A 21,870-nucleotide genomic window follows, 5' to 3' on the forward strand; every position below is an offset into this window, starting at 1 on the left:
CAGGATCAAACTCTCCAATAAAGTTAGTTTGTCTAGCATCTAAAAATAAAAATTGACGTTCACGTTGTTTGTTTCGTTCAGTTTTCAAAGAACTAAAAGCGGGTGAAGAGAATCGAACTCTCGACCAGAGCTTGGAAGGCTCTTGTTTTACCACTAAACTACACCCGCGTGGTCGGGAAGACAGGATTTGAACCTGCGACCCCCTGGTCCCAAACCAGGTGCTCTACCAAGCTGAGCCACTTCCCGTTATGGCGCGCCCGAGAGGAGTCGAACCCCTAACCTCTTGATCCGTAGTCAAACGCTCTATCCAATTGAGCTACGGGCGCTTATTCATGATGTTTTTTCGTCGTTGTATTTTGGCGACTCAATTATCTTACCATACTACATTTTCAAATGCAAGTACTTTTTAAAAGATTTTTTGATGCGGCCGAGAGGACTTGAACCTCCACGGGGTTTCCCCCACTAGGCCCTCAACCTAGCGCGTCTGCCGTTCCGCCACGACCGCGCGGAAAAAACAAAAGTGAGCCATGAAGGATTCGAACCTTCGACCCTCTGATTAAAAGTCAGATGCTCTACCAACTGAGCTAATGGCTCGTAAATGGCTGGGCTAGCTGGATTCGAACCAGCGCATGACGGAGTCAAAGTCCGTTGCCTTACCGCTTGGCTATAGCCCATCGAAATAGTTATCTTCTTTTCAAAGACAAATGTTATTTTACCATAATGTCCAATAAAAAACAACTGCTATATAGCAGAAGTTAAAATGGCGGTCCCGACCGGGGTCGAACCGGCGATCTCCTGCGTGACAGGCAGGCATGTTAACCACTACACCACGGGACCATTTGGTTGCGGGGACAGGATTTGAACCTGCGACCTTCGGGTTATGAGCCCGACGAGCTACCGTACTGCTCCACCCCGCGATAATATTATTTATATAATTTATATGGTGGAGGATGACGGGATCGAACCGCCGACCCCCTGCTTGTAAGGCAGGTGCTCTCCCAGCTGAGCTAATCCTCCGAAGTGGTGACCCGTACGGGATTCGAACCCGTGTTACCGCCGTGAAAGGGCGGTGTCTTAACCACTTGACCAACGGGCCAATATGTATGGCAGAGAAGAAGGGATTCGAACCCTCGCACCGCGTTAGCGATCTACTCCCTTAGCAGGGGAGCCCCTTGAGCCACTTGGGTACTTCTCTGTATGGCTCCGCAGGTAGGACTCGAACCTACGACCGATCGGTTAACAGCCGATAGCTCTACCACTGAGCTACTGCGGAATAATGAAGACAATTTGTATCTTATAAAAATTCTCATCGTAAGTCAAGAAGTTTTTTCACAACATCTTGCGCAAACGTGACATGTTTATAATATACTGGATTGCGTTTTCACTGTCAAGATGTTTTCACTACCAGTTTTAGTTGTCCTTTACACTTTCCACATACATATCTTTGTGTATTTATTTGACGTCTTCTTACATATTGAAAAGAACACCCCATACATTCATACATAGAAACTCTCGTTTCCTCCTCACTAATCATTCGTTTACAAAAACGTGGTGCACCTACTTTCTTTAATAACTCACGAAAATCTCTATCTCGATGCTTATACCCTTTTCCTGTGATATGTAAGTGATAATGACAAAGTTCATGTTTAACAATCCCGACTAACTCTTCTTTTCCATATACTTCGTAATATCGATAATTCAATTCTATATTATGATTCTTCAATAGATAGCGCCCACCAGTTGTACGTAACCTACTATTAAACATCGCTTTATGTAAAAACGACATTCCAAAGCATTGTAACGATACCTCTTCCACTAACCTCTGAATTTCTTGCTCATCCATTCTCATTCCTCCTAAACTAAAAAATATTTCCACACTTTTCTCCCTTCTTATACATATAGTAAATAGTACATATACCCATCCTCATTCAAGAAGCGTGATTTCTAAAAATGCAGCATTGCTAGAAATCCACTCACCAACCTCTCATCAAAGTTACTTTAACTAAAAGGAGCTACTTTTTTTGAGAGCAGGATTAAACAAGGAGGGATTCCTATGCCCACGTGGCTAAAGAAGCAAATGCAACGTGCATATTTTGAGAAAAACCGGTATCAAATCAAGTTACTAAATGAATGCTGGTTTTATTATAGTAAAATACATCAAAGCTCATAATCAATTAAACTTTCCAGTTCATAAAAAAAGAGCAGTTTCATCTGCTCTCTTTTCTTACTATTCAATCGGTAACATTGATAATGCAACACGACCTTTTTTCGTATCAATATCATCTACCCATACCTTTACAATTTGTCCCACGGATACAATATCTAATGGATGCTTTACAAATTGTTTGCTTAGTTTAGAAATATGTACTAAACCATCTTGCTTCACACCAATATCAACAAAGGCACCGAAATCAACAACATTGCGGATCGTTCCCTCTAATTCCATACCACGCTTTAAATCTTCTAATTTTAAAATCCCTTTTTTCAGAAGTGGCTTTGGCAACTCATCCCTCATATCTCGCTCCGGGCTAATTAAAGCATCCATAATATCAACTAATGTCGGCTCACCAATCTCCGTCTCTTGAGATAATTTAGAAATATCTACTCCTTCGAAACTCTTTTGCAAGTTTGGTTTCCCCACATCATTCTTTGATAACCCTAAGCTCTTCAATAGCAATTCAACATTTTTATATTGTTCTGGATGAATCCCTGTGCGATCTAACGGATTCGCTCCTTCTAATATACGTAAAAACCCGATACATTGTTCATATGTTTTTGCACCTAAACGTGGGATTTTCTTTAATTCAGTACGCTTCGTGAATTTCCCATCTTCCTCACGCTTAGCTACAATGTTTTTCGCAACTGTTTTTGATAATCCCGAAACATATTGCAACAATGCAACTGAAGCTGTATTTACATTAACACCAACTCGGTTAACTGCTGTCTCTACTACAAATGTTAATGATTCATTTAATCTCTTTTGAGATACATCATGTTGATATTGTCCCACCCCGACAGATTTAGGGTCAATTTTCACAAGTTCTGCAAGTGGATCTTGTAGACGTCTCCCAATTGAAACAGCACTTCTTTCTTCAACCTGTAAATTTGGAAACTCCTCGCGAGCTACATCAGATGCTGAGTACACACTAGCACCCGCTTCATTTACAATAATGTAAAATACATCTCGCTCTACATTTTGTAATACATCTACTATAAATTCTTCCGTTTCCCTCGAAGCTGTACCATTTCCAATCGCTATCATTTCAACTTCATATTTATCTATAATTGAAATGATTTTCGTTTTTGCATCCTCATATTTACGAGCAGGCGGATGCGGATAAATAACATCTATGTGAAGAACTTTTCCTGTATCATCTACTACAGCTAATTTACAACCGGTTCTATATGCTGGATCTACCGCTAACACAACTTTCCCTTTCATCGGAGGTTGTAATAATAAATTACGTAAATTCTCAGAGAAAATATGAATCGCTTGTTCTTCGGCCGTTTCCATTAATTCTTTACGAATTTCTCTTTCTATTGAAGGTTGAATTAATCGCTTATATCCATCTTCCATCGCTAATTGTACATAATGCGCACTTTTAGAAGCTTCATCAAGAATCATTTTTTTATGTAAAAACTGAAGAATTTCTTCAATTGGCGTGATAACAGAAACTCTTAATACGTCTTCCTTTTCACCACGATTCATAGCTAGTACACGATGCGGCACTACTTTTTGCAACGGTTCTTCATAGCCATAATACATTTCATATATATTCTTTTCATCTTTTTCTTTATCTTTTACAGATGAAGACATAATCCCTTTTCGGAAAGTAGTATTGCGAATCCAACTACGATATGCCGCATTATCCGAAACAAGTTCCGCAATAATATCCTGCGCACCTTGCAACGCATCTTCTGCAGACGCCACTTCCTTTTCTGCATTAACAAATTCCATAGCCTTCTCTGCTGGATTTTCTTTTTTATATAATAATAGCCACTCAGCTAACGGTTCTAATCCCTTTTCTTTAGCAATTGTAGCTTTCGTTCTTCTTTTTTCTTTATATGGACGATATAGGTCTTCTACTTCTTGAAGTTTTGTTGCAGCAACAATATGACGACGCAACTCTTCGGTTAGTTTACCCTTTTCACCAATAAGACGAAGAACCTCTTCTTTCCTATCTTCTAGTTGCATCATATATTGCCATCTTTCTAAGATTGCACGAATTTGCACCTCATCAAGAGACCCTGTCCATTCTTTTCGGTAACGAGCGATAAATGGAACTGTGTTACCTTCTTCTGTTAATTGAATAACATGACGAACTTGCTTTTCTGTAAAGCCTAATTCTTTCACTAACATTTTCATTAACCCTTGTCGATTATCTACCATTTCCATATCCAACCGTAACCTCCTCTATAATAAAAAAAAGTTGCCCTGTAAAGAGAGCAACTTAAACTGCCGATTTAAAAATCTATTAGTCCTAAACTAATTTGTAACGCTTCATCTACACGACTCATCATCACTTCATCCAAATGAGTGATTTTGTCCGTTAAGCGTTGCTTATCGATTGTTCGAATCTGCTCAAGTAAAATAACAGAATCCCTCTCAAAACCGTACTTTTTCGCATCAATTTCCACATGAGTGGGTAATTTCGCTTTTTGAATCTGTGCAGTAATAGCCGCTACAATCACAGTCGGACTAAAACGATTTCCGATGTCATTTTGAATGACAAGAACCGGACGAACGCCTCCTTGCTCAGAACCAACAACTGGGGAAAGGTCTGCAAAATACACGTCGCCGCGTTTTACAATCAAAATATTACCCCCCGCTAACTAAGCGTTCTACTGTATGAGCTGCTTCATACTCTGCTAAGAAAGCTTCAGATGCAATACCAAGATTAATTTTTCCCATTTCAATGTACCCACGTCGCATTGATTCATGTTGGTAGCGTTTCTTCGTCTTATGTTGACGCAATAACAGTTGTGTTGCCTGGCAAATTAGTTCATGGCGATTCTTATTCTCTTGTTTTCCAATTCCGTCCAATTCCGTTACCATTTGCTTTGGCAACCGAACCACGATTTCAGTAGTTACACTTGATTCGGACACAAAAATACACCTCCACCGTCAACTACACACCCAAATATATATATGACACCTATTGTAATAATACCATTGTATGGAGCCTGTTGCAAAGACTTCCTTATTCCTTGCTTATGTTTTCCAATTCATAAATAAAACATTCATCTTCTTTTACTTTTTATCCCTTTCAAACAAGAAATAAAGCAATCCTTCAGTAATATTCCATTGCAACTTATATTAATAACAAGTATAAAAAGAAGCTCCCCAGCGAAAAAGAGCCTATTCTTTATTAGTGAAACTCCTCCAAATGACGAGATGCTGAGTAATAATACCTCCTTCTATATATCGTTCAAATAATTGATTACTTCTACAACTTTACCGTGTCGTATAAATATTCTCGGTACACGGAAGCTTATCGTTGCAATAATTTCATAATTAATAGTCCCGGAATATTCAGCAACCTCGGTAGCACTAATATACTCATCACCTTGTCTCCCAATGAGTGTAACTTTCGTACCAAGTGGCACTTCACAAGGAAGATGTATCATGAATTGATCCATTGTCACTCGCCCTACAATCGGTACTCTTTCACCGTTTACAAGTACCTTAAACCCTTGCAATCTTCTAAGCCAGCCATCTGCATACCCAATCGCAACTGTCGCAATCCATTCTTCGGTTCTCGTTCGGTATGTGACATTATAACTAATCCCATCCCCTTTAATCACTTGCTTAATATGAGCAACTTTCGTATGAAGTGACAACGCCGGTTCCAATTTAAACGGTAAAAAAGGACGTATTTCTACAGATGGGGATAGTCCATACATCGCAATACCAATTCGCACTGCATTAAATGTAATCCCTTGAAACCTTAACGTTGCAGCACTATTGGCTGTATGGACAAATTTAGGGTTCACTCCAAATTCTTTCAACCAACTTAACTGCTGCAAGAACGTATTATATTGCTTATCAAAGTAAGAAGTCTCAACCTCATCGGATGTTGCAAAATGTGTATATACTCCTTCTAACTCTAAAAATGGCGCGCCTTCTAAACTCTTTAAGAACCCCTTTAATTCTTTGCGTTCGCGTATTCCAATTCTCCCCATACCACTATCAAAATTAATATGGAATTTCATTATTGATGAACCATCCCAGAGCTTTATCGCGTCTTCTACCCATTCTTTTTGAAAAACAGTTAATGCTACATCATTTTCAGCAGCAACATTTACATCACGAGGAGGGGAAGGACCTAATACTAAAATCGGTGCAGTAATACCAGCCCTCCGAAGCACTAAAGCTTCATCTAAAAAAGCAACTGCTAATCTTGTTGCCCCTGCTTCTAATGCGGTTTTAGCCACTGGTACATAATCGTGCCCATATGCATTCGCTTTAACTACAGCAAAAATTTCTACATCACTTGGAATGAACTCTTTAATATGCGTAACATTGTTATAGATCGCATCTAAATCCACTTCCACCCAAGTGTCACGGTAAAACGGCGCTTCTTCCATAAATACACTTCCTTATACACGATATGCGAAGCTTATTCTTTTATATGCTTCTTTTATGAAATCCACCTTCAAACTAAGAAAAGACGTGGTGCACATATATCACCACGTCTAAGAAGTTTACTTCACCTGCTTCGCTGTAACCGAACGAGCAACCATCAACAACTCATTCGGCTCTAAACCTTTAGACACGAGCATATATTCTACTCCGTTATGTGACCACGTTACAGAGTCTTTCGTCAATGCACCAATCGTGAAACCAAGATCAACCGGCTCTCCACTTACACTTACCGCCGATGAGGCCTCTGCAACTTTTGACTTTTCTTGTATTAAAGTAAAGGATTTCTTACTTCCAGTGTATGTGAGTATTGCACGCTTGCCACTGTCTGTCTTCAACTCTTCTTCCTCTTTCAAAGTCATACCTTGCGGTGTATCACGTGGATACAAAATAGCAAACGGTTTGTCTTCTTTCGCTGCCGTCTGAACATCCACTTGTGCTCTAGACATATTTTGTTTCGTATCAAATGCACCTTTATCAAACTTTGCATCAAATTTTACTTTAGTGAAATCTACTTTTACAAGGACATTTTGATCATTATCCATCAGTTTCACAGAAACTGGCGTTAGATCACTTTTATTCAGCTTAATCTCTTGTTTCGGCAACATATTTTGATGTTGATAATTTGTTTTTGTTTTAAACACATAATACTTATCTGTTTTCTCGAAAGAGAGATTTTTCTTATCTTGCAAAATATCTCTTACAAGTGATTCATATAAATAAGCCTGGCTACTATTTTGCGGCCAATCACTTTGAAAACGGAAACTCTTATTAAGTGCCGGTGTTAATACAAATACACCTTCATCATTCCTTAAAATAATTTGACTCTGATCCTTTTTCGCATTCTGCAAATTCACACGATAATACGAAGGTTCTTTATGCCAAATTTCTACATTGTACTCTTGAGGTTCATTTCCTGTTTTAATAGATAATTTCGCTTCAGCTTGATAACTCTTCATACTTTTAACTTTCGTTTCTAAATCTCTCACAACATCTTCTTGTTTCTTTTCCATACAACCCGCCAACACAAAAACGGTCAATAAACCGACAAGAACTAAAAACAGACGCCTTTTCATCACTTCAGCCCCTTTGCCCCTATAAATGAATGGAAGATATGCCTTCCTTATCGCTACCTCAAATATATGAGACAAAGATATAAAATATGCAGACTAGCGTGACGAGCTTTCCAAAACAACTTGAGCAACGGCAAATTCTTTACTATGACTAATTGATAAATGAACAATATGCTCTGTATTTGTAATGATAATCGGCTTACCTCTATCATCATTCCTTACTTCAATATCTAAAAAACTCACTTCTTTCCCAATACCGGTCCCTACCGCTTTAGAATACGCCTCTTTTGCTGCAAATCTTCCAGCTACAAATTCTGTAAGACGACTTCCTTTCAGCCCCTCGGCAACACCACGTTCTCTTTCAGTTAAAATACGTTCCATAAATTTAAGCTTTCCATCTAGCATTTTTTCAATTCGATTTAACTCAATAATATCGATTCCAATCCCTATAATCATTTCAAAATCCCCTTCTTCTATTTAGCTTTCTTCATTCATATTGTAAGAATAACAGAGAATCTTTCTGATGCAAAAGGAGTGATACTAACAACATGCTAATACCATCCACTCGCATTTCCTTACAACCGATTATCATTTCTTTACTTCTTATACAATTAGTCATGATTATATTGAGCGACTTTTCCCTCTTTCACCTGGCAGCCTACAATGAATATATCGCTAAAGGAGAATGGTGGCGTGTCATAACTTCCTTACTTGTACACGTAGACTTACAACATTTCCTTTCTAATAGTATTTGTTTATTTGTATTTGGTTCTTCTATCGAAAAACAACTAGGACACTTTTCTTTCATCATTATTTTTTTCCTTTCTGGCATTCTCGGGAATATTTCTTCTTATATTATTATGCCTCTTGAATATATTCACGCCGGAGCATCTGGTGGTATTTTCGGATTACTAGGCGCCCAATTATTTTTATTGTATAGTCGATATCGTTCTTCAAAACCAAGAGACATCGCTATTTTTTCAATAATGATACTTATATTACTACTATTTACTTTCTTTAATCCCTCTGCCAATCCTATAAGCCATTTAACCGGCTTAATAATCGGCGGCATGTGCACCCCTTTTTTAATAAAGTGAAACTTTAATCAGTGGGGATATTTTCCATCCCCCACTGATTATTAGCCCGCACCAATCGGGCTTTTACGGGCAGCCCGGCTCCCACCTAACTCCCTCGCATTCGCCGAATTTTGAGGCAGGAGTCTTACTGCCCGGCAAATAGCGGGACCAAAAAAAACGATGGCGCAGAGCTTATTTAATATAGAAGCTCGCACCATCGATAATTTCCACATCTGTTTGTTTACTTAACTCTCTCATTAGTTGAAATAAAGACTCGTCCTTTTTCTTCGCCTCAATCATACAATCAATTCGCGGAACACTCCCCTTTATCTTTTTCAAAAAAGATAAGAAAGTATCTACATCAATAAAATCTGCATGTGCTCTCGGGTTCTTTCCATCTCTAGGACTGGAGATGTGCATTTTAACTGGTAACAAAGACGATTCCCACGTATGTACAACACGCGCCCAATCTTCATGCCAATCTTCCTGGTCATTATTCATCATATGGTGGTGCAAATCAAACACCACTGGAATGTCTAATTTCTCACCTAAATACAATGTTTCTTCTAAAGAAAAGGTCGTGTCATCATTTTCTAATATAATCATCTCTTGAATACCTCTTGGAACAGTTGACCAATTTTCTATAAAGCGTTCTAATGCAAGCTCCTTATCTTTATAACCTCCTCCCACATGTAATACACATCGTTGCTTATGTTCAATTCCCATACCCTTTAACAATTTTTTGTGCATCTGCAATGTCTTTACAGATTGTTTGAAAATACTCTCCTCAGGTGAATTTAGTACAACAAAGTGATCTGGATGGAAGTCAATTCGCATATTCATACGAATTGCATATTCACCTAATTCTTTCAGATTTTCTTTTAAAGGACGAATATAGTTCCAATCTAACAACTCCTCATGATTCGCTAAAGGAATAAGCTTGGAACTAAGTCGAAAGAAAGATATATCATGCCCTTTATTATGTTTTAATAACCGTAAGCAATTTTCCAAATTCGAATTAGCGATTCTTTCAAGTTTACGAATCGCAGCCTCTCGATCATCAATCCGCTGAAACTGTGCATATGTCATCGTTTGAGATGGAGAAGCATTCTTCAAATGTACACTCATCGCAACATACCCAAGTCTTACAAGCATATAGCACCTCATTTCTATACGAGTTACTATGTGTAGTATGCACAATTACAGAAATAAAAAAAGAGAATGCCAGCAAAGGGCATTCTCTTTTTTATTAAGCTTGTGGACGGCTATGATGTTTTCTTTCGCCGCGTCCATTTGAAGATCCAGGGCGACCTTCACCTTTACGACCACGGTTACCATCACGGCTACCAGCATCACGGCTACCGCCATCACGATTACGATCACGGTTACGACCATCGCCACTTCCGCTTCCACGTCCATCACGATTGCGATCACGGTTACGACCATCGCCACCGCCGCGTCCATCACGACTACGATTACGGTTACCATCACGGTATCCACTTCCGTTACCACCGCGTTTTTTAGAACCGCCACCGCCACCTCTTGAAACAACTGGTGGTTCTGATGTTAAAGCGATCGGAGTTGTATCCGGCTCTTTTGTCATCATTTTTAAAGCAGCAGCTACTACTGTTACAGAATCATTCTCTTCTAACATTTCTTCTGCAATACGCTTGTAGTAGGATAAGTTATCATTTTCAATTGTGCTTTGAAGTTTTTCAGCGATTAAACGTTGTTGACCTTCTAACGCCTCGTCAAGTGTCGGTGCGTCCATACGATCAACCTTACGTTTTGTTGTACGCTCGATATTTTTTAATTGTCCTGATTCACGTGGTGTTACAAATAACATTGCAATACCTTTTTTACCAGCACGGCCAGTACGACCGATACGGTGAACGTATGATTCTGGATCTTGTGGGATATCGAAGTTGTATACATGTGTTACGCCTGAAATATCAAGACCACGTGCAGCAACGTCTGTTGCAACAAGAACTTCAATAGTACCTTCTTTAAATTTACGTAATACAGACATACGCTTCGCTTGTGTTAAGTCACCGTGAATACCTTCTGCTGCATAACCACGTAAGTTTAATGCTTCTGATAATTCATCAACACGACGCTTTGTACGACCGAATATGATTGCAAGCTCTGGAGATTGAATATCTAGTAAGCGTGTTAACACGTCAAACTTTTTCTTTTCTTGCACTTCTAAATAGAACTGCTGAATGTTTGGCATTGTTACTTCTTTTGCTTTTACTTTAATGTGTTGAGGCTCAGTCATGAAACGCTCAGCAATACGACGGATTGGATCTGGCATTGTCGCTGAGAATAATAATGTTTGATGTGTTTCTGGCACATCTGTTAAAATCGCTTCAATATCTTCAATGAAGCCCATGTTTAACATTTCATCCGCTTCGTCAAGAACAACAGTCTCTACGTTTTGTAAGCGAAGTGTTTTACGGTTGATATGATCTAAAATACGACCCGGCGTACCTACAATAATGTGTGGGTGTTTTTTTAGAGCACGAATTTGGCGGTTAATATCTTGACCACCATAAATTGGTAGAATACGAACACGTTTATGTTTACCAATTTTGTATAGCTCTTCTCCAACTTGAATTGCTAATTCACGCGTTGGCGCGATAACAATACCTTGAACTGCTTCTTTATTTGTATCCACTTTATCTAATAGTGGTAATCCGAATGCTGCTGTTTTCCCTGTACCTGTTTGCGCTTGCCCAATAATATCCTTACCTTGCAATGCATGTGGAATTGTTTCAGCTTGAATCGGCGTAGCCTCTTCAAAGCCCATACTTTCAACAGATTGTAGTAAAGACTCACTTAATCCTAGTTCTCGAAATGTTGTCAATGTTACTTCTCCTTTTCTATCCTATACTTATCATTTAAAAAAAGGCGTTTTCCGAACTTGCGGAAAAGCCATTTTCCTGAATACTTACGTATATAACCGGGCGTATATTCTTCACGAAAATACTTCTAAACGTTATTACACTTTATCAATTATAAGTTTTGTAGGTGTAAAAAGCAAACCCCAACTGTTACCTTATTTCATATTCAGAGCTTTTTTCTTTACTTTTATTTTTTTATCGTTTACTGTAAGCGCTTATTATAAGTTTCCACTATTTTCGTGGCTATCATCCCTATTTATATACACCAATTATTTCAACATCGTAATTACTTCTTCTAATTTCATGCCGCGAGATGCTTTTACTAATACAACATCTTTCGTACCGACTACTGCTTGCAACTCTTTTATTAACTCTTCTTTACTATCATACGCTTTTACACGGTCTTTAGGGAAATTAATTTTTGCACCTTCAGCAATTTGAGCCCCTAATTTACCATATGTGAATACATATGAAATTTTTGCTGGATCAATTAATTTACCTACTTCATAATGAAATGGCACTTCTTGATTTCCAAGTTCTAACATATCACCAAGCACAACAATTTTTTTAGCAAATCCATCTAAACCATTCATTAGGTGGAACGCAGCTTCCATAGCTGTTGGACTAGCATTATAAGCATCATTGATAATTGTTAAACCACTATCTGTTTTTACAATTTCCATACGCATACCTGTCATTTGAAGTGTTACTAAACCTTGTTTCATTTCTTCCCACGTTACACCAAAATGTTTTGCAATTGCCATTGAAGCAAGCGTATTATATACATTATGCTTTCCTAGTACTGGCAAATAGAATGACAAAGTTTCATCCCTGTTCATCTTAAAGTGTGTCCCAGTAGCCTGCAATGTTACAGTAGTTGGATAGTAATCATTTGCTCTCGCATCACCAAATGTAACTGTTTCAGCTGCTAAATTCATTTCTGGAACACGATTCGTTAATAGCGGCTCATCTCCATTATATACGAACACGCCACCCTTTTGTAAACCTGTAACAATTTCTAACTTCGCTTCAGCAATCGCCTCACGAGAGCCTAAATCCATTAAGTGCGCCTCACCAATGTTCGTAATAATAGCTGCATTAGGACGAGCTAACTTAGATAGAAATTCAATTTCTCCTCGGCTTGACATGCCCATTTCTAATACAGCTACTTCTGTATTTTCCTCTAAATTTAAAATAGTAAGAGGTAAACCGATGTGGTTGTTGAAATTACCTTCTGTTTTTTGAACTTTAAATTTAGTCGCAAGAATACTTGTTACAATATCTTTCGTAGATGTTTTACCATTACTACCCGTTACACCAATAACTTTTACATCTAATTGATCACGATAGTTTTTCGCTAACATTTGCAATGCTGCTAGTGTATCTTCTACAAAAATAACCGGAAGATTTTCAGGTGGGTTTTCTACATCTTTCATCCATAATGTAGCAATCGCCCCATTTTCAACAGCTTTGTCTACAAAAGCATGTCCATCGAAACGTTCACCTTGAATTGGAACATATAAATTTCCATTTTCAATTTTCCTCGTATCAATAGACACTCCTTGTATAGTAATTCCCTCATACTGCTCTGCTAATCCAGTACCATTTATCATCTGCTCTACTTGTTTTAACGTTCGATTTATCATGAAAACACTCCTTACATAGAGGAAGCACTATTCCTTCGAATAGTGCTTCCTCCTTTTTTGTTAGATTGTATATTTAATTTTTTGTTTTTCTTCGTGACGCTCAATCGCTAAGCGAATTAGCTCTTCAATTAATTCCGGATACGGTAACCCTGTATGTTGCCATAATAGAGGGAACATACTAAACGGCGTGAATCCTGGCATTGTGTTTACTTCGTTAATATATACTTCTCCATCTTTCGTTAAGAAGAAATCAGCTCGTGTTAAGCCCGAACCATCTAATGATTGGAATGCGATAATTGCATCTCGCTTAATTACATTAGACTCTTCTTCTGTCATTTCAGCTGGAATAATTAACGCTGTATCACCATCGATGTATTTCGATTTGTAATCATAAAAATCTTTTTTCGGTACAATTTCACCTACAACTGAACATTTCGGCTCATCATTACCTAATACACCAACTTCTACTTCACGACCTACAATATTTTCTTCTACAATAATTTTACGGTCAAATTGGAATGCCTCTTCGAATGCATTCTCAAGCTCTTCACGATCGTTACACTTATTAATACCAACACTTGAACCAAGGTTTGCTGGTTTTACGAAGCAAGGATATCCTAATACTTCTTCTACTTTTTCATACGCTGTTTCACGATCTTTTTCCCATGCGCTACGAATGAAAGATGCATATTTCGCTTGTTTCAATCCAGCTTCTGCAAAGATATTTTTCATAACAACTTTATCCATACCAGCAGATGATGCTAATACACCGTTACCTACATATGGAATGTTTAGTAATTCTAATAACCCTTGTACTGTTCCATCTTCGCCATTCGGTCCATGTAATAATGGGAAAATAACATCAATTGCATCTTCTTGTTTAGAAGTTGCCGTTGGGATAATTTCTGTACTTAATGATACAGGAGAAATTGTATTCTCTTCCCCACTCATTTGTAATGCCTCAACATTTGTTACTTCGCCTTCAATACGCTCTCCACGCATCCATTGGCCTTGTTCTGTAATATAAATTGGATGAATCTCGAATTTATCTTGATTTAATGCTTTAATAGCAGCAAGAGCCGTTTGTAACGAAACTTGATGCTCAGCTGATTTTCCACCGTATAATAAACCTAATTTAATTTTTGTCACTGAAATCACCCTAACCAATTGTTTTCATTTTTCTATTTTAGCACTTTTTATAAAAATAGGTAGTTCCTATTTGAAATAAAATGTAACTTCCACAAATAATTAAAAGACACCACTTATTGGTTTTCTACACTTTTTCTCTTTAATTTCTACACACCTAAACAAAATTAAACTTTAAAGCAAAATTGCTATCTAATCTAGTTATGCACCTAAAATATGTAGAAATCCACTTTGTGTGTATGTCATCTATATTACCCTACCATTTGTGGAGGGTGAAAAAACATTGATTAAAGTTTCATTTTATTAAGAAGACTGTTTTGTAGGCGTATCTTTTTGCCTCTGCTCAACAAGACGATCTAAAGAAACATATACAAAGCCTGCAACTACACACCCTATACTTAAAATTGTAAATAAGTAGTGACCAAGCAAACGATCCAATAAAAAACCACCAAGAAGTGGACCGAATGCACTTCCTGTAATCCACTGCAAACTCGCCGCCCCCATATAGGTTCCTCTCAAATGCTCAGGGGCCAAATTCGCTACAAACGTCATCTGTACAGGCGACATAATCATCTCGCCTAACGTATATATGGCATAAACAAACATTAACGTCATTAAAATAATTGTAGCATTTGTATCATATTCTCCAAACCACTTCGGTAACCATCCTATAAAAAACAAACCAATTCCGAACAAACACGCACCGTATAACATCGTCTTTCCAACAGGTTTATCTGTCGCCCATTTTGAAATTTGAAATTGAAATAAAACAACTAATAGACCATTTAATGCCATTAAATATGGGTATGGATTGTTGACTCCAAAAATATCCTTCATTTCGTTATCAAAGTGAAGCGGTAACATGCCTTCTGTTTGAGAAAACCCCATAGAAATAATGATCCCCGCTAACAAATAAATCATTAACGCCTTATCTCTCATTAAAATTTTCCAAACTGCTCCGGATTCCTTCTCTTTATTTTTTTCCGTCATATCCGTAATTTTTGGCATTGTTTCTTTAATAAGTACTAACACTAGTAGCGCATAAAACAACATAGCGGATGAAGCAATAATAAACACGAGGTTCTTTGATAAAACAACTACTGATGCTCCCATTATCGGTCCAATTGCAGCACCAATATTGTGTCCCATTCGCAATAAACCATATGCTTCTGTTCTTTTTTCTGGCGCCGTCACATCTGCAACCATCGCTGATGCTGCTGGATGAAATAAAGAATTACTTAACCCTAAAAAAATAGATAAAATAGCGTATGGAATAAATCCTTCGATAAATAAAAAACCGAGCATTAATAACGCATTACTCGCCATTGAAAATATCATAATTGGCTTTCTTCCATATATATCAGCTATTCTTCCGCCTATAAGCGAGCCAAAGCTTGCAGCAATTGGAGAAAGCGCCATAATAATCCCAACTTGTAATAAAGAATCTACCTTATCTTTTAAATATAGTGCAAAAAAAGGCATTAACATCATCATCGCAATTCCGTTCAAAGTCTCACCGATAAATCGAATCCATACGTTACGATCCATCTCTCTTAACTCACGCCATGTATTTTTCACATTTTCACCCCTTTAGTTCGCCAACAATTATCTTATAATACATTCAGAAAAATGTAAATTTTCAAAATAAAAATCCATCCTAACAGAATTAGAATGGATTTTTCCATTTATAAATTTGCTACATCTTCTTCTTTTTTACTATTATTTAAAACACTACGCTTTCTACTATAGGCGAAATAAACTACTATACCGATAACCATCCAAACACCAAAACTAATCCAAGCTGTCGCTGATAATTGAAGCATCAAATATAAGCAAAAGATAACTGTTAATGCTGGTAAAAATGGTACGAGCGGCGCCTTAAACGCCCTTGGTAAATCAGGATGAGTTCGTCTCATCACAATGACAGCAACAGCTACAAGTGCAAATGCTGACAAAGTTCCCATATTTACAAGATGTGCTAAAACATTTAAATCTATTAATCCTGAAATAAGTGCTGCAATAATACCTGTTGTCCATGTATTTAAAAATGGTGTTTTAAATTTCGGATGAACTTTAGCAAGACGCTTCGGTAACAATCCATCTCTGCTCATTGCATATGAAACACGAACTTGCCCATACATCATAACTAGCATTACAGTTGTAATTCCTGTAATTGCTCCTACTGATATCACTCCCGCCAAACTATCTTGTCCAATAAATTGAAGTGCGAAAGCAACTGGATCTGATATATTCAACTGACCGTATGGAACAATCCCTGTCAAAATAAGTGAAACAACAATGTAAAGAACCGTACAAACTAGTAACGATGCAATAATTCCAATCGGCAAATCGCGTTGTGGGCGCTTCACTTCTTCTGCGGCTGTTGATACAGCATCAAATCCAATGAATGCGAAGAAAACTGTAGCTGCTCCAGCCATTACACCATCTAACCCAAATGGCATAAAAGGTGTCCAATTTTCAGGTTTTACATAATTAAATCCGGCGAAGATAAAAATGAGAACAACTGCTAGTTTAATAAATACCATTATATTATTTACACGTGCACTTTCACGAACACCTCTAGATAAAAGAACCGTCATAACTAGAATAATTAGAACTGCAGGTAAATCAATTATTCCACCCTTTCCAGTACCAGGGGCCGAGGAGAGAATGGTCGGAATATGAATCCCAAATCCCTTTAATAACGATTGAAAATACGCTGACCATCCATTGGCTACAGCAGATGTGGCTAATAAATACTCGAGCATTAAATCCCATCCAATTAAGAAGGCAAATACTTCTCCCATCGTCGCATACGTGTACGTGTAAACACTCCCTGAGACAGGAACTGAAGAAGCAAATTCAGCGTAACAAAATGCAGCAAAGGCACAAGCTAATGCAGCTATAGCAAATGATAATATAATAGCTGGTCCAGAATGTTTCGCTGCTACAACGCCAGTAAGAACAAAAATACCAGTTCCAACAATTGCTCCGATTCCAAGCATTGTTAAATCAAGTGCCCCTAACGTTCTCGATAATGTCTTTTGTTTACTTTCTTGCAGTAACGTTGAAATTGGCTTCTTTTGAAAAATTTGCTTCATACTGTGCTCCTCCATGATTTTAGTTTTCTGAAAATTTAATTTACTTTTTTCATTTTACCCACGGCATGTTTTTTAGTCAATACTTTTGTCGAAATAAACAGAAAACTATCGAGATACATACTATACTCTTATCATCCTTTTGATAAAAAGATTCAGACAATCATATCTATATATATTTTCATAACTTTTTTTAGTATTATTATACATGTCGATTCCATAAAAGAGGCATGCTCCCGTAGTGAGCATGCCTCTTTTTACTTATTTCGCAGTATATGAACCCTCTTCAATCCAGCTATACATATATTTTTCATCTTCCGTCTCATGTGCTTGTTTTACAATACGAAGCGGACGGAATGTATCTATCATAACAGCCAGTTCAAGTGTCTCTTTCTTCCCTATACTCGCTTCTGTTTTCCCTGGATGTGGCCCATGCGGGATCCCGCTTGGATGAAGCGTAATTGAACCTTCTTCTACACCTTTTCGGCTCATAAAATTACCTTCTACATAGTACAGTACCTCATCACTATTCACATTACTATGATAATATGGTGCCGGAATAGATTCTGGATGATAATCGTATAAACGCGGTACGAAAGAGCAAATGACGAAATTATGCCCTTCGAATGTTTGATGTACTGGTGGTGGCTGATGAATACGACCTGTAATTGGTTCAAAATCCTCCACATTAAAGACCCACGGATATAAATACCCATCCCATCCAACAACATCTAACGGATGGTGCCCTAACACATGCTTGTGCATATAACCTCTCGACTTTGTCATTACGACAAACTCACCTTTTTCATCATATGTCTCCAATTTCTCCGGTCCACGCATATCTCTTTCACAAAACGGACTATGTTCTAACAATTGCCCATATTCATTGCGATAGCGACTTGGTGTTGTAATTTGGCTATTTGCCTCTACAACAAGAAACTTAGTCTCTCCCTCATCTGGAATAACACGATAAATCGTTCCAATTGGAATTGTTACATAATCACCTTTTCTATAGTGAATCGTTCCAAACATCGTTTCAATTTTTCCTGTTCCATAATGAACAAATAACATTTCATCGCCATCACCATTACGGTAAAAATAATCCATTTTTTCTGTTGGACTCACTACTCCAATTAATAAATCCTCATTCCCAAGCATAAAGTTTCTTCCGCTTACTGCATCACCAGTTTTTTTATTTTCTTTCGTACGGAAGTGGCGATGAGCAAGAGTAACATCCTCTTCATACTGTAACTGACAAGAATGCGATAATGCCGCATGCCCTACTTCTGTTGGCATATAATGATGATACAAAATAGACTGGGTACCAGAGAAACCTTTTGTCCCCATTACCTGCTCACGATAAAGCGATCCATCTTTTTTACGAAATTGTACATGTCGTTTATGAGGTAGCTCCCCCATGTGACGATAAAACATGCCCATCACCTGCTTCCATTTCTTTTTTGACCGTATTACGTAACGTACCTAAACCCGTAATCGACAGCTCTACAACATCTCCATCTTGCAGCCACTCTTCCGTACCAAGCTCCAAAATACAGCCCGTTCCCACTGTACCAGACCCGATAACATCCCCTGGATATAACGTAACATCTTCCGAAGCACGTTCAATCATTTCAGCAAATGTATAGTAAATATCTTGGAAGTTTCCCTTTGATAATATCTTTCCATTTACATGAGCAGTCATCTCTAAATCATAACGATCACCGTTACGATAAACGTCTAATTCCTCTTTCGTAACGAGATACGCTCCTAATGAAGTTGCAAAATCTTTTCCTTTCGCTGGACCGAGTCCCACTTTCATTTCTGTTGCTTGTAAGTCCCTTGCACTCCAGTCGTTCATAATGCAGTAACCAAAAATATATTCCTCTGCTCGTTCACGAGAAATGTTTCGTCCTTCTTTCCCAATTACGCAAGCAATCTCTAACTCATAATCAAGCTTTTTAGACTTCTTCGGACCAATAACAAAATCATCTGGTCCAATAACAGCACGGTGGTTCGTAAAATAAAAAACCGGGATATCATACCATTCAGGTACAACATCTAGCCCTCTTCGTCCGCGAGCTGTTTTTACATGCTGCTCAAATGCATAAAAATCTCGAATGCTACTCGGATTAGGAATTGCCGCTGCTAATTGAACTTCCTCTAAGGAATATATACCCTTTTCAGGATTCTTAATATTACGCAATACTTCTACATACTCATCTGCTTTCTCTAAAAAGGCGAACATAGAAGAAGGTAATTGTCCATCACTCGCAAGATTCATATCGATTACTTTGTCACCTTCAAGCCATCCAGCTCGCATTTCTTTCGATGGGAGACGAAATGTAACAAATTTCATCGTGATTCCTCCCTATGAAAATGAAATTTCCACCAACAAAGGAACTCTTGCTGGTGGATACAAATTTTATAAATTTCCGCGACGCTCTTGTTCTCTTTCAATTGATTCGAATAACGCTTTAAAGTTCCCTTCGCCAAATCCACGAGAACCTTTACGTTGGATGATTTCAATAAATAGAGTTGGACGATCTACAATTGGTTTCGTAAAGATTTGTAATAAATAACCTTCTTCGTCACGGTCTACTAGAATCTTCAATTCTTTTAATCTATCAATTTCTTCATCAATTTTCCCCACTCGTGCTGTTAACTCATCGTAATACGTATCTGGCGTATCTAAAAACTCCACGCCATTTGCACGAAGTACTTCAATTGTTTTTACAATATCACTTGTTAATAAAGCGAGATGCTGTACACCTGCTCCGTTATAGAACTCTAGATATTCTTGAATTTGTGATTTTCTTTTTCCATCCGCTGGTTCATTAATCGGAAACTTAATACGGCTTCCATTCGTCATAACTTTTGACATTAATGCCGAATACTCTGTACTAATATCATCATCGTCGAAATGGATCATTTGTTTAAAGCCCATAACATTCTCGTAATAACTAACCCACTCTTCCATTTTCTCAACGTTACCAACTACATGGTCTACAGCAATTAAACCAGACTCTTCAAATGGAATATTAAACTCAACCTTTTGGAATCCTGGCATAAATGTTCCTTTATAATTTTTACGCTCTACAAGCGTGTGAATTGTATCACCATACGTACCAATAACCGCTTTTTTCAATGTACCGTCCTCATCTGTTAACTCTTCAGGAGGAGCAATCGCAACAGCGCCACGTTTTACAGCTTCAGAGTATGCTTTATCAACATCATCAACAAGTAAAGCCACATCTTTCACTCCATCACCATGAGTCTTTACAAACTCTGCAATACGACTATCACTACTTAAAGCTCCAGACACAACAAAACGCATATTTTTTTGCACAAGAACATAAGATACCTTTTCACGGTTTCCTGTTTCTAATCCAGAATAAGCTACAATTTTGAATCCAAACGCTCTCGCAAGATAATAACTTGATTGCTTTGCATTCCCTACGTAAAATTCCAAATGATCTACATCACGTACCGGAAAAAAGTCCTCCATTTGTGCAGCTAGCGTATCCATAGATTTTTGTTTCATAATATCTTCATCCCCCTGTAAATAGATTAAATGGTCCATACTTAAAACCAACCGAAAACGCTTCCAACATCAATTAATAGAAATTAGTTAGCAAGCTAACAAATTCTGACCTTTAAAATTTTCTATCTTTTCTGTCAAATTCCTCTTTTTTTCTTACATATAAAATTCGACTTTTTTCTCTTTAAAATAAAGTGAAACTTTAATCGGTGGGGGTTTTGTTCATTCTCCACTGATTATTAGCCCGACTCCTACCTAACTCCTTTTTTGAGGTAGGAGTCTTACTGTCCGCAAATAGCGAGATAAGGGGATATTATTAATACTTGAGGGTTTATATGAGAGGAAAACAAAAAAGACTCCAACATATTAACTACTTACTAATACGTTAGAGTCTTTATTTTTTTTGAATGATTGTATTTATATTTTTCATACTAATATATTTGCAAGGAATAGAATAAATGATGTTAATATTACCGCTCCGCCTAATGATCCTAATAAATCTATTTTTGTTACTTGTAACACTTGTTCACTGTTCATATTCCTCATTCTCCTTTCATTTTGTACAATTTAAAACTTTTATTATACTAATACACTTGATAGAAATACGATTAATGCTGTTAATACTACTGCTCCGCTTGCTGATCCTAAGAAATCACCTTTTGTTACTTGTAATACTTGCTCTTTCATATCTTTCATTCTCCCTTCATTTATCTTTTGTTACAAAACTTCTATTATACTAATACGCTT

20 protein-coding genes and 12 tRNA genes are annotated in these 21,870 nt (G+C 37.6%); 2 read left to right on the plus strand and 30 right to left on the minus strand.

What is annotated here, in order from left to right; translation table 11 throughout:
- Positions 1-97: 97 nt before the first annotated feature.
- From ABH955_RS28490 to ABH955_RS28550, 13 genes are all read right to left on the minus strand, one after another.
- Positions 98-168 (minus strand) — tRNA-Gly (locus ABH955_RS28490).
- A gap of 1 nt (position 169) precedes the next feature.
- Positions 170-246 (minus strand) — tRNA-Pro (locus ABH955_RS28495).
- 3 nt (positions 247-249) lie between these two features.
- Positions 250-326: transfer RNA gene (locus ABH955_RS28500), tRNA-Arg, on the minus strand.
- A gap of 96 nt (positions 327-422) precedes the next feature.
- Positions 423-505 (minus strand) — tRNA-Leu (locus ABH955_RS28505).
- A 16-nt stretch (positions 506-521) separates the two neighbouring features.
- Positions 522-594 (minus strand) — tRNA-Lys (locus ABH955_RS28510).
- Positions 595-599: 5 nt separating this feature from the next.
- Positions 600-674 (minus strand) — tRNA-Gln (locus ABH955_RS28515).
- Positions 675-761: 87 nt separating this feature from the next.
- Positions 762-837 (minus strand) — tRNA-Asp (locus ABH955_RS28520).
- Positions 838-840: 3 nt separating this feature from the next.
- Positions 841-917 (minus strand) — tRNA-Met (locus tag ABH955_RS28525).
- Between the two features lie 24 nt (positions 918-941).
- Positions 942-1,017, minus strand: a tRNA-Val gene (locus ABH955_RS28530).
- A 4-nt stretch (positions 1,018-1,021) separates the two neighbouring features.
- Positions 1,022-1,096, minus strand: a tRNA-Glu gene (locus ABH955_RS28535).
- 8 nt (positions 1,097-1,104) lie between these two features.
- Positions 1,105-1,195, minus strand: a tRNA-Ser gene (locus tag ABH955_RS28540).
- 3 nt (positions 1,196-1,198) lie between these two features.
- Positions 1,199-1,273, minus strand: a tRNA-Asn gene (locus tag ABH955_RS28545).
- A 114-nt stretch (positions 1,274-1,387) separates the two neighbouring features.
- Entirely contained in the window at positions 1,388-1,843 is a 456-nt protein-coding gene (locus tag ABH955_RS28550; RefSeq protein WP_404449868.1) for a SprT family protein, read from the minus strand.
- A 210-nt stretch (positions 1,844-2,053) separates the two neighbouring features.
- On the opposite strand from ABH955_RS28550, the gene cmpA reads away from it, so the two are divergent.
- Entirely contained in the window at positions 2,054-2,170 is a 117-nt protein-coding gene (cmpA, locus tag ABH955_RS28555; protein ID WP_001143642.1) for a cortex morphogenetic protein CmpA, read from the plus strand.
- A 57-nt stretch (positions 2,171-2,227) separates the two neighbouring features.
- Here cmpA and ABH955_RS28560 read toward each other — a convergent pair whose 3' ends face one another.
- The 6 genes from ABH955_RS28560 to acpS all read right to left on the minus strand — a co-directional run bounded on the left by ABH955_RS28560 (position 2,228) and on the right by acpS (position 8,172).
- Complete coding sequence (locus tag ABH955_RS28560; protein ID WP_002029442.1) at positions 2,228-4,396, minus strand: Tex family protein; 2,169 nt, start codon at positions 4,394-4,396, stop codon at positions 2,228-2,230.
- A 68-nt stretch (positions 4,397-4,464) separates the two neighbouring features.
- Positions 4,465-4,815, minus strand: coding sequence for a type II toxin-antitoxin system endoribonuclease NdoA (gene ndoA / locus ABH955_RS28565; protein WP_000635965.1), 351 nt, complete (start codon positions 4,813-4,815; stop codon positions 4,465-4,467).
- 4 nt (positions 4,816-4,819) lie between these two features.
- The gene (locus ABH955_RS28570; protein ID WP_000004570.1) at positions 4,820-5,107 is read right to left on the minus strand and encodes an antitoxin EndoAI; all 288 of its coding nucleotides are present in this window, start codon (positions 5,105-5,107) and stop codon (positions 4,820-4,822) included.
- Between the two features lie 311 nt (positions 5,108-5,418).
- Positions 5,419-6,588 carry an alanine racemase gene (gene alr / locus ABH955_RS28575; protein WP_002009971.1) on the minus strand — a complete coding sequence of 390 codons (1,170 nt, stop codon included), beginning with the start codon at positions 6,586-6,588 and terminating at the stop codon, positions 5,419-5,421.
- A gap of 117 nt (positions 6,589-6,705) precedes the next feature.
- On the minus strand, positions 6,706-7,656 hold the full coding sequence (locus ABH955_RS28580; RefSeq protein ID WP_002091373.1) for a LolA family protein: 951 nt from the start codon (positions 7,654-7,656) through the stop codon (positions 6,706-6,708).
- A gap of 156 nt (positions 7,657-7,812) precedes the next feature.
- Positions 7,813-8,172, minus strand: coding sequence for a holo-ACP synthase (gene acpS / locus ABH955_RS28585; protein WP_002029438.1), 360 nt, complete (start codon positions 8,170-8,172; stop codon positions 7,813-7,815).
- Between the two features lie 92 nt (positions 8,173-8,264).
- Between acpS and ABH955_RS28590 the strand changes: the two genes are divergently transcribed.
- A complete protein-coding gene (locus tag ABH955_RS28590; RefSeq protein WP_002139859.1) occupies positions 8,265-8,813 on the plus strand; it encodes a rhomboid family intramembrane serine protease in 549 nt (182 codons plus the stop codon).
- 171 nt (positions 8,814-8,984) lie between these two features.
- On the opposite strand, the gene uvsE is transcribed toward ABH955_RS28590, so the two are convergent.
- The 11 genes from uvsE to ABH955_RS28645 all read right to left on the minus strand — a co-directional run bounded on the left by uvsE (position 8,985) and on the right by ABH955_RS28645 (position 21,819).
- Entirely contained in the window at positions 8,985-9,947 is a 963-nt protein-coding gene (uvsE, locus tag ABH955_RS28595; RefSeq protein WP_002029436.1) for a UV DNA damage repair endonuclease UvsE, read from the minus strand.
- A gap of 94 nt (positions 9,948-10,041) precedes the next feature.
- On the minus strand, positions 10,042-11,658 hold the full coding sequence (gene cshA, locus ABH955_RS28600) for a degradosome RNA helicase CshA (RefSeq protein WP_002063522.1): 1,617 nt from the start codon (positions 11,656-11,658) through the stop codon (positions 10,042-10,044).
- 306 nt (positions 11,659-11,964) lie between these two features.
- The gene (murF, locus tag ABH955_RS28605) at positions 11,965-13,341 is read right to left on the minus strand and encodes a UDP-N-acetylmuramoyl-tripeptide--D-alanyl-D-alanine ligase (protein ID WP_404449861.1); all 1,377 of its coding nucleotides are present in this window, start codon (positions 13,339-13,341) and stop codon (positions 11,965-11,967) included.
- A gap of 60 nt (positions 13,342-13,401) precedes the next feature.
- Positions 13,402-14,490, minus strand: coding sequence for a D-alanine--D-alanine ligase (locus ABH955_RS28610; RefSeq protein ID WP_002009961.1), 1,089 nt, complete (start codon positions 14,488-14,490; stop codon positions 13,402-13,404).
- 300 nt (positions 14,491-14,790) lie between these two features.
- Positions 14,791-16,065, minus strand: a complete 1,275-nt coding sequence (locus tag ABH955_RS28615; protein WP_404449859.1) for an MDR family MFS transporter — start codon at positions 16,063-16,065, stop codon at positions 14,791-14,793.
- 107 nt (positions 16,066-16,172) lie between these two features.
- The gene (gene bcaP, locus ABH955_RS28620) at positions 16,173-17,588 is read right to left on the minus strand and encodes a branched-chain amino acid transporter BcaP (RefSeq protein ID WP_002124809.1); all 1,416 of its coding nucleotides are present in this window, start codon (positions 17,586-17,588) and stop codon (positions 16,173-16,175) included.
- Positions 17,589-17,846: 258 nt separating this feature from the next.
- Positions 17,847-19,019, minus strand: a complete 1,173-nt coding sequence (locus ABH955_RS28625) for a homogentisate 1,2-dioxygenase (protein WP_113938346.1) — start codon at positions 19,017-19,019, stop codon at positions 17,847-17,849.
- Positions 18,985-19,941: a fumarylacetoacetate hydrolase family protein gene (locus ABH955_RS28630; protein WP_404449856.1), complete on the minus strand. Its 957-nt coding sequence runs from the start codon at positions 19,939-19,941 to the stop codon at positions 18,985-18,987. Before ABH955_RS28630 ends, ABH955_RS28625 begins: the two co-directional genes overlap by 35 nt.
- A 66-nt stretch (positions 19,942-20,007) precedes the next feature.
- Positions 20,008-21,126, minus strand: a complete 1,119-nt coding sequence (gene hppD, locus ABH955_RS28635) for a 4-hydroxyphenylpyruvate dioxygenase (RefSeq protein WP_000810917.1) — start codon at positions 21,124-21,126, stop codon at positions 20,008-20,010.
- Positions 21,127-21,549: 423 nt separating this feature from the next.
- A complete protein-coding gene (locus tag ABH955_RS28640; protein WP_404449854.1) occupies positions 21,550-21,660 on the minus strand; it encodes a DUF3948 family protein in 111 nt (36 codons plus the stop codon).
- Between the two features lie 42 nt (positions 21,661-21,702).
- Entirely contained in the window at positions 21,703-21,819 is a 117-nt protein-coding gene (locus tag ABH955_RS28645; RefSeq protein WP_002029425.1) for a DUF3948 family protein, read from the minus strand.
- Positions 21,820-21,870: the final 51 nt, after the last annotated feature.

The sequence above is a fragment of the Bacillus sp. RC240 genome, assembly GCF_044907945.1.
In the GTDB taxonomy this organism is placed as follows: Bacteria; Bacillota; Bacilli; order Bacillales; family Bacillaceae_G; genus Bacillus_A; species Bacillus_A mycoides.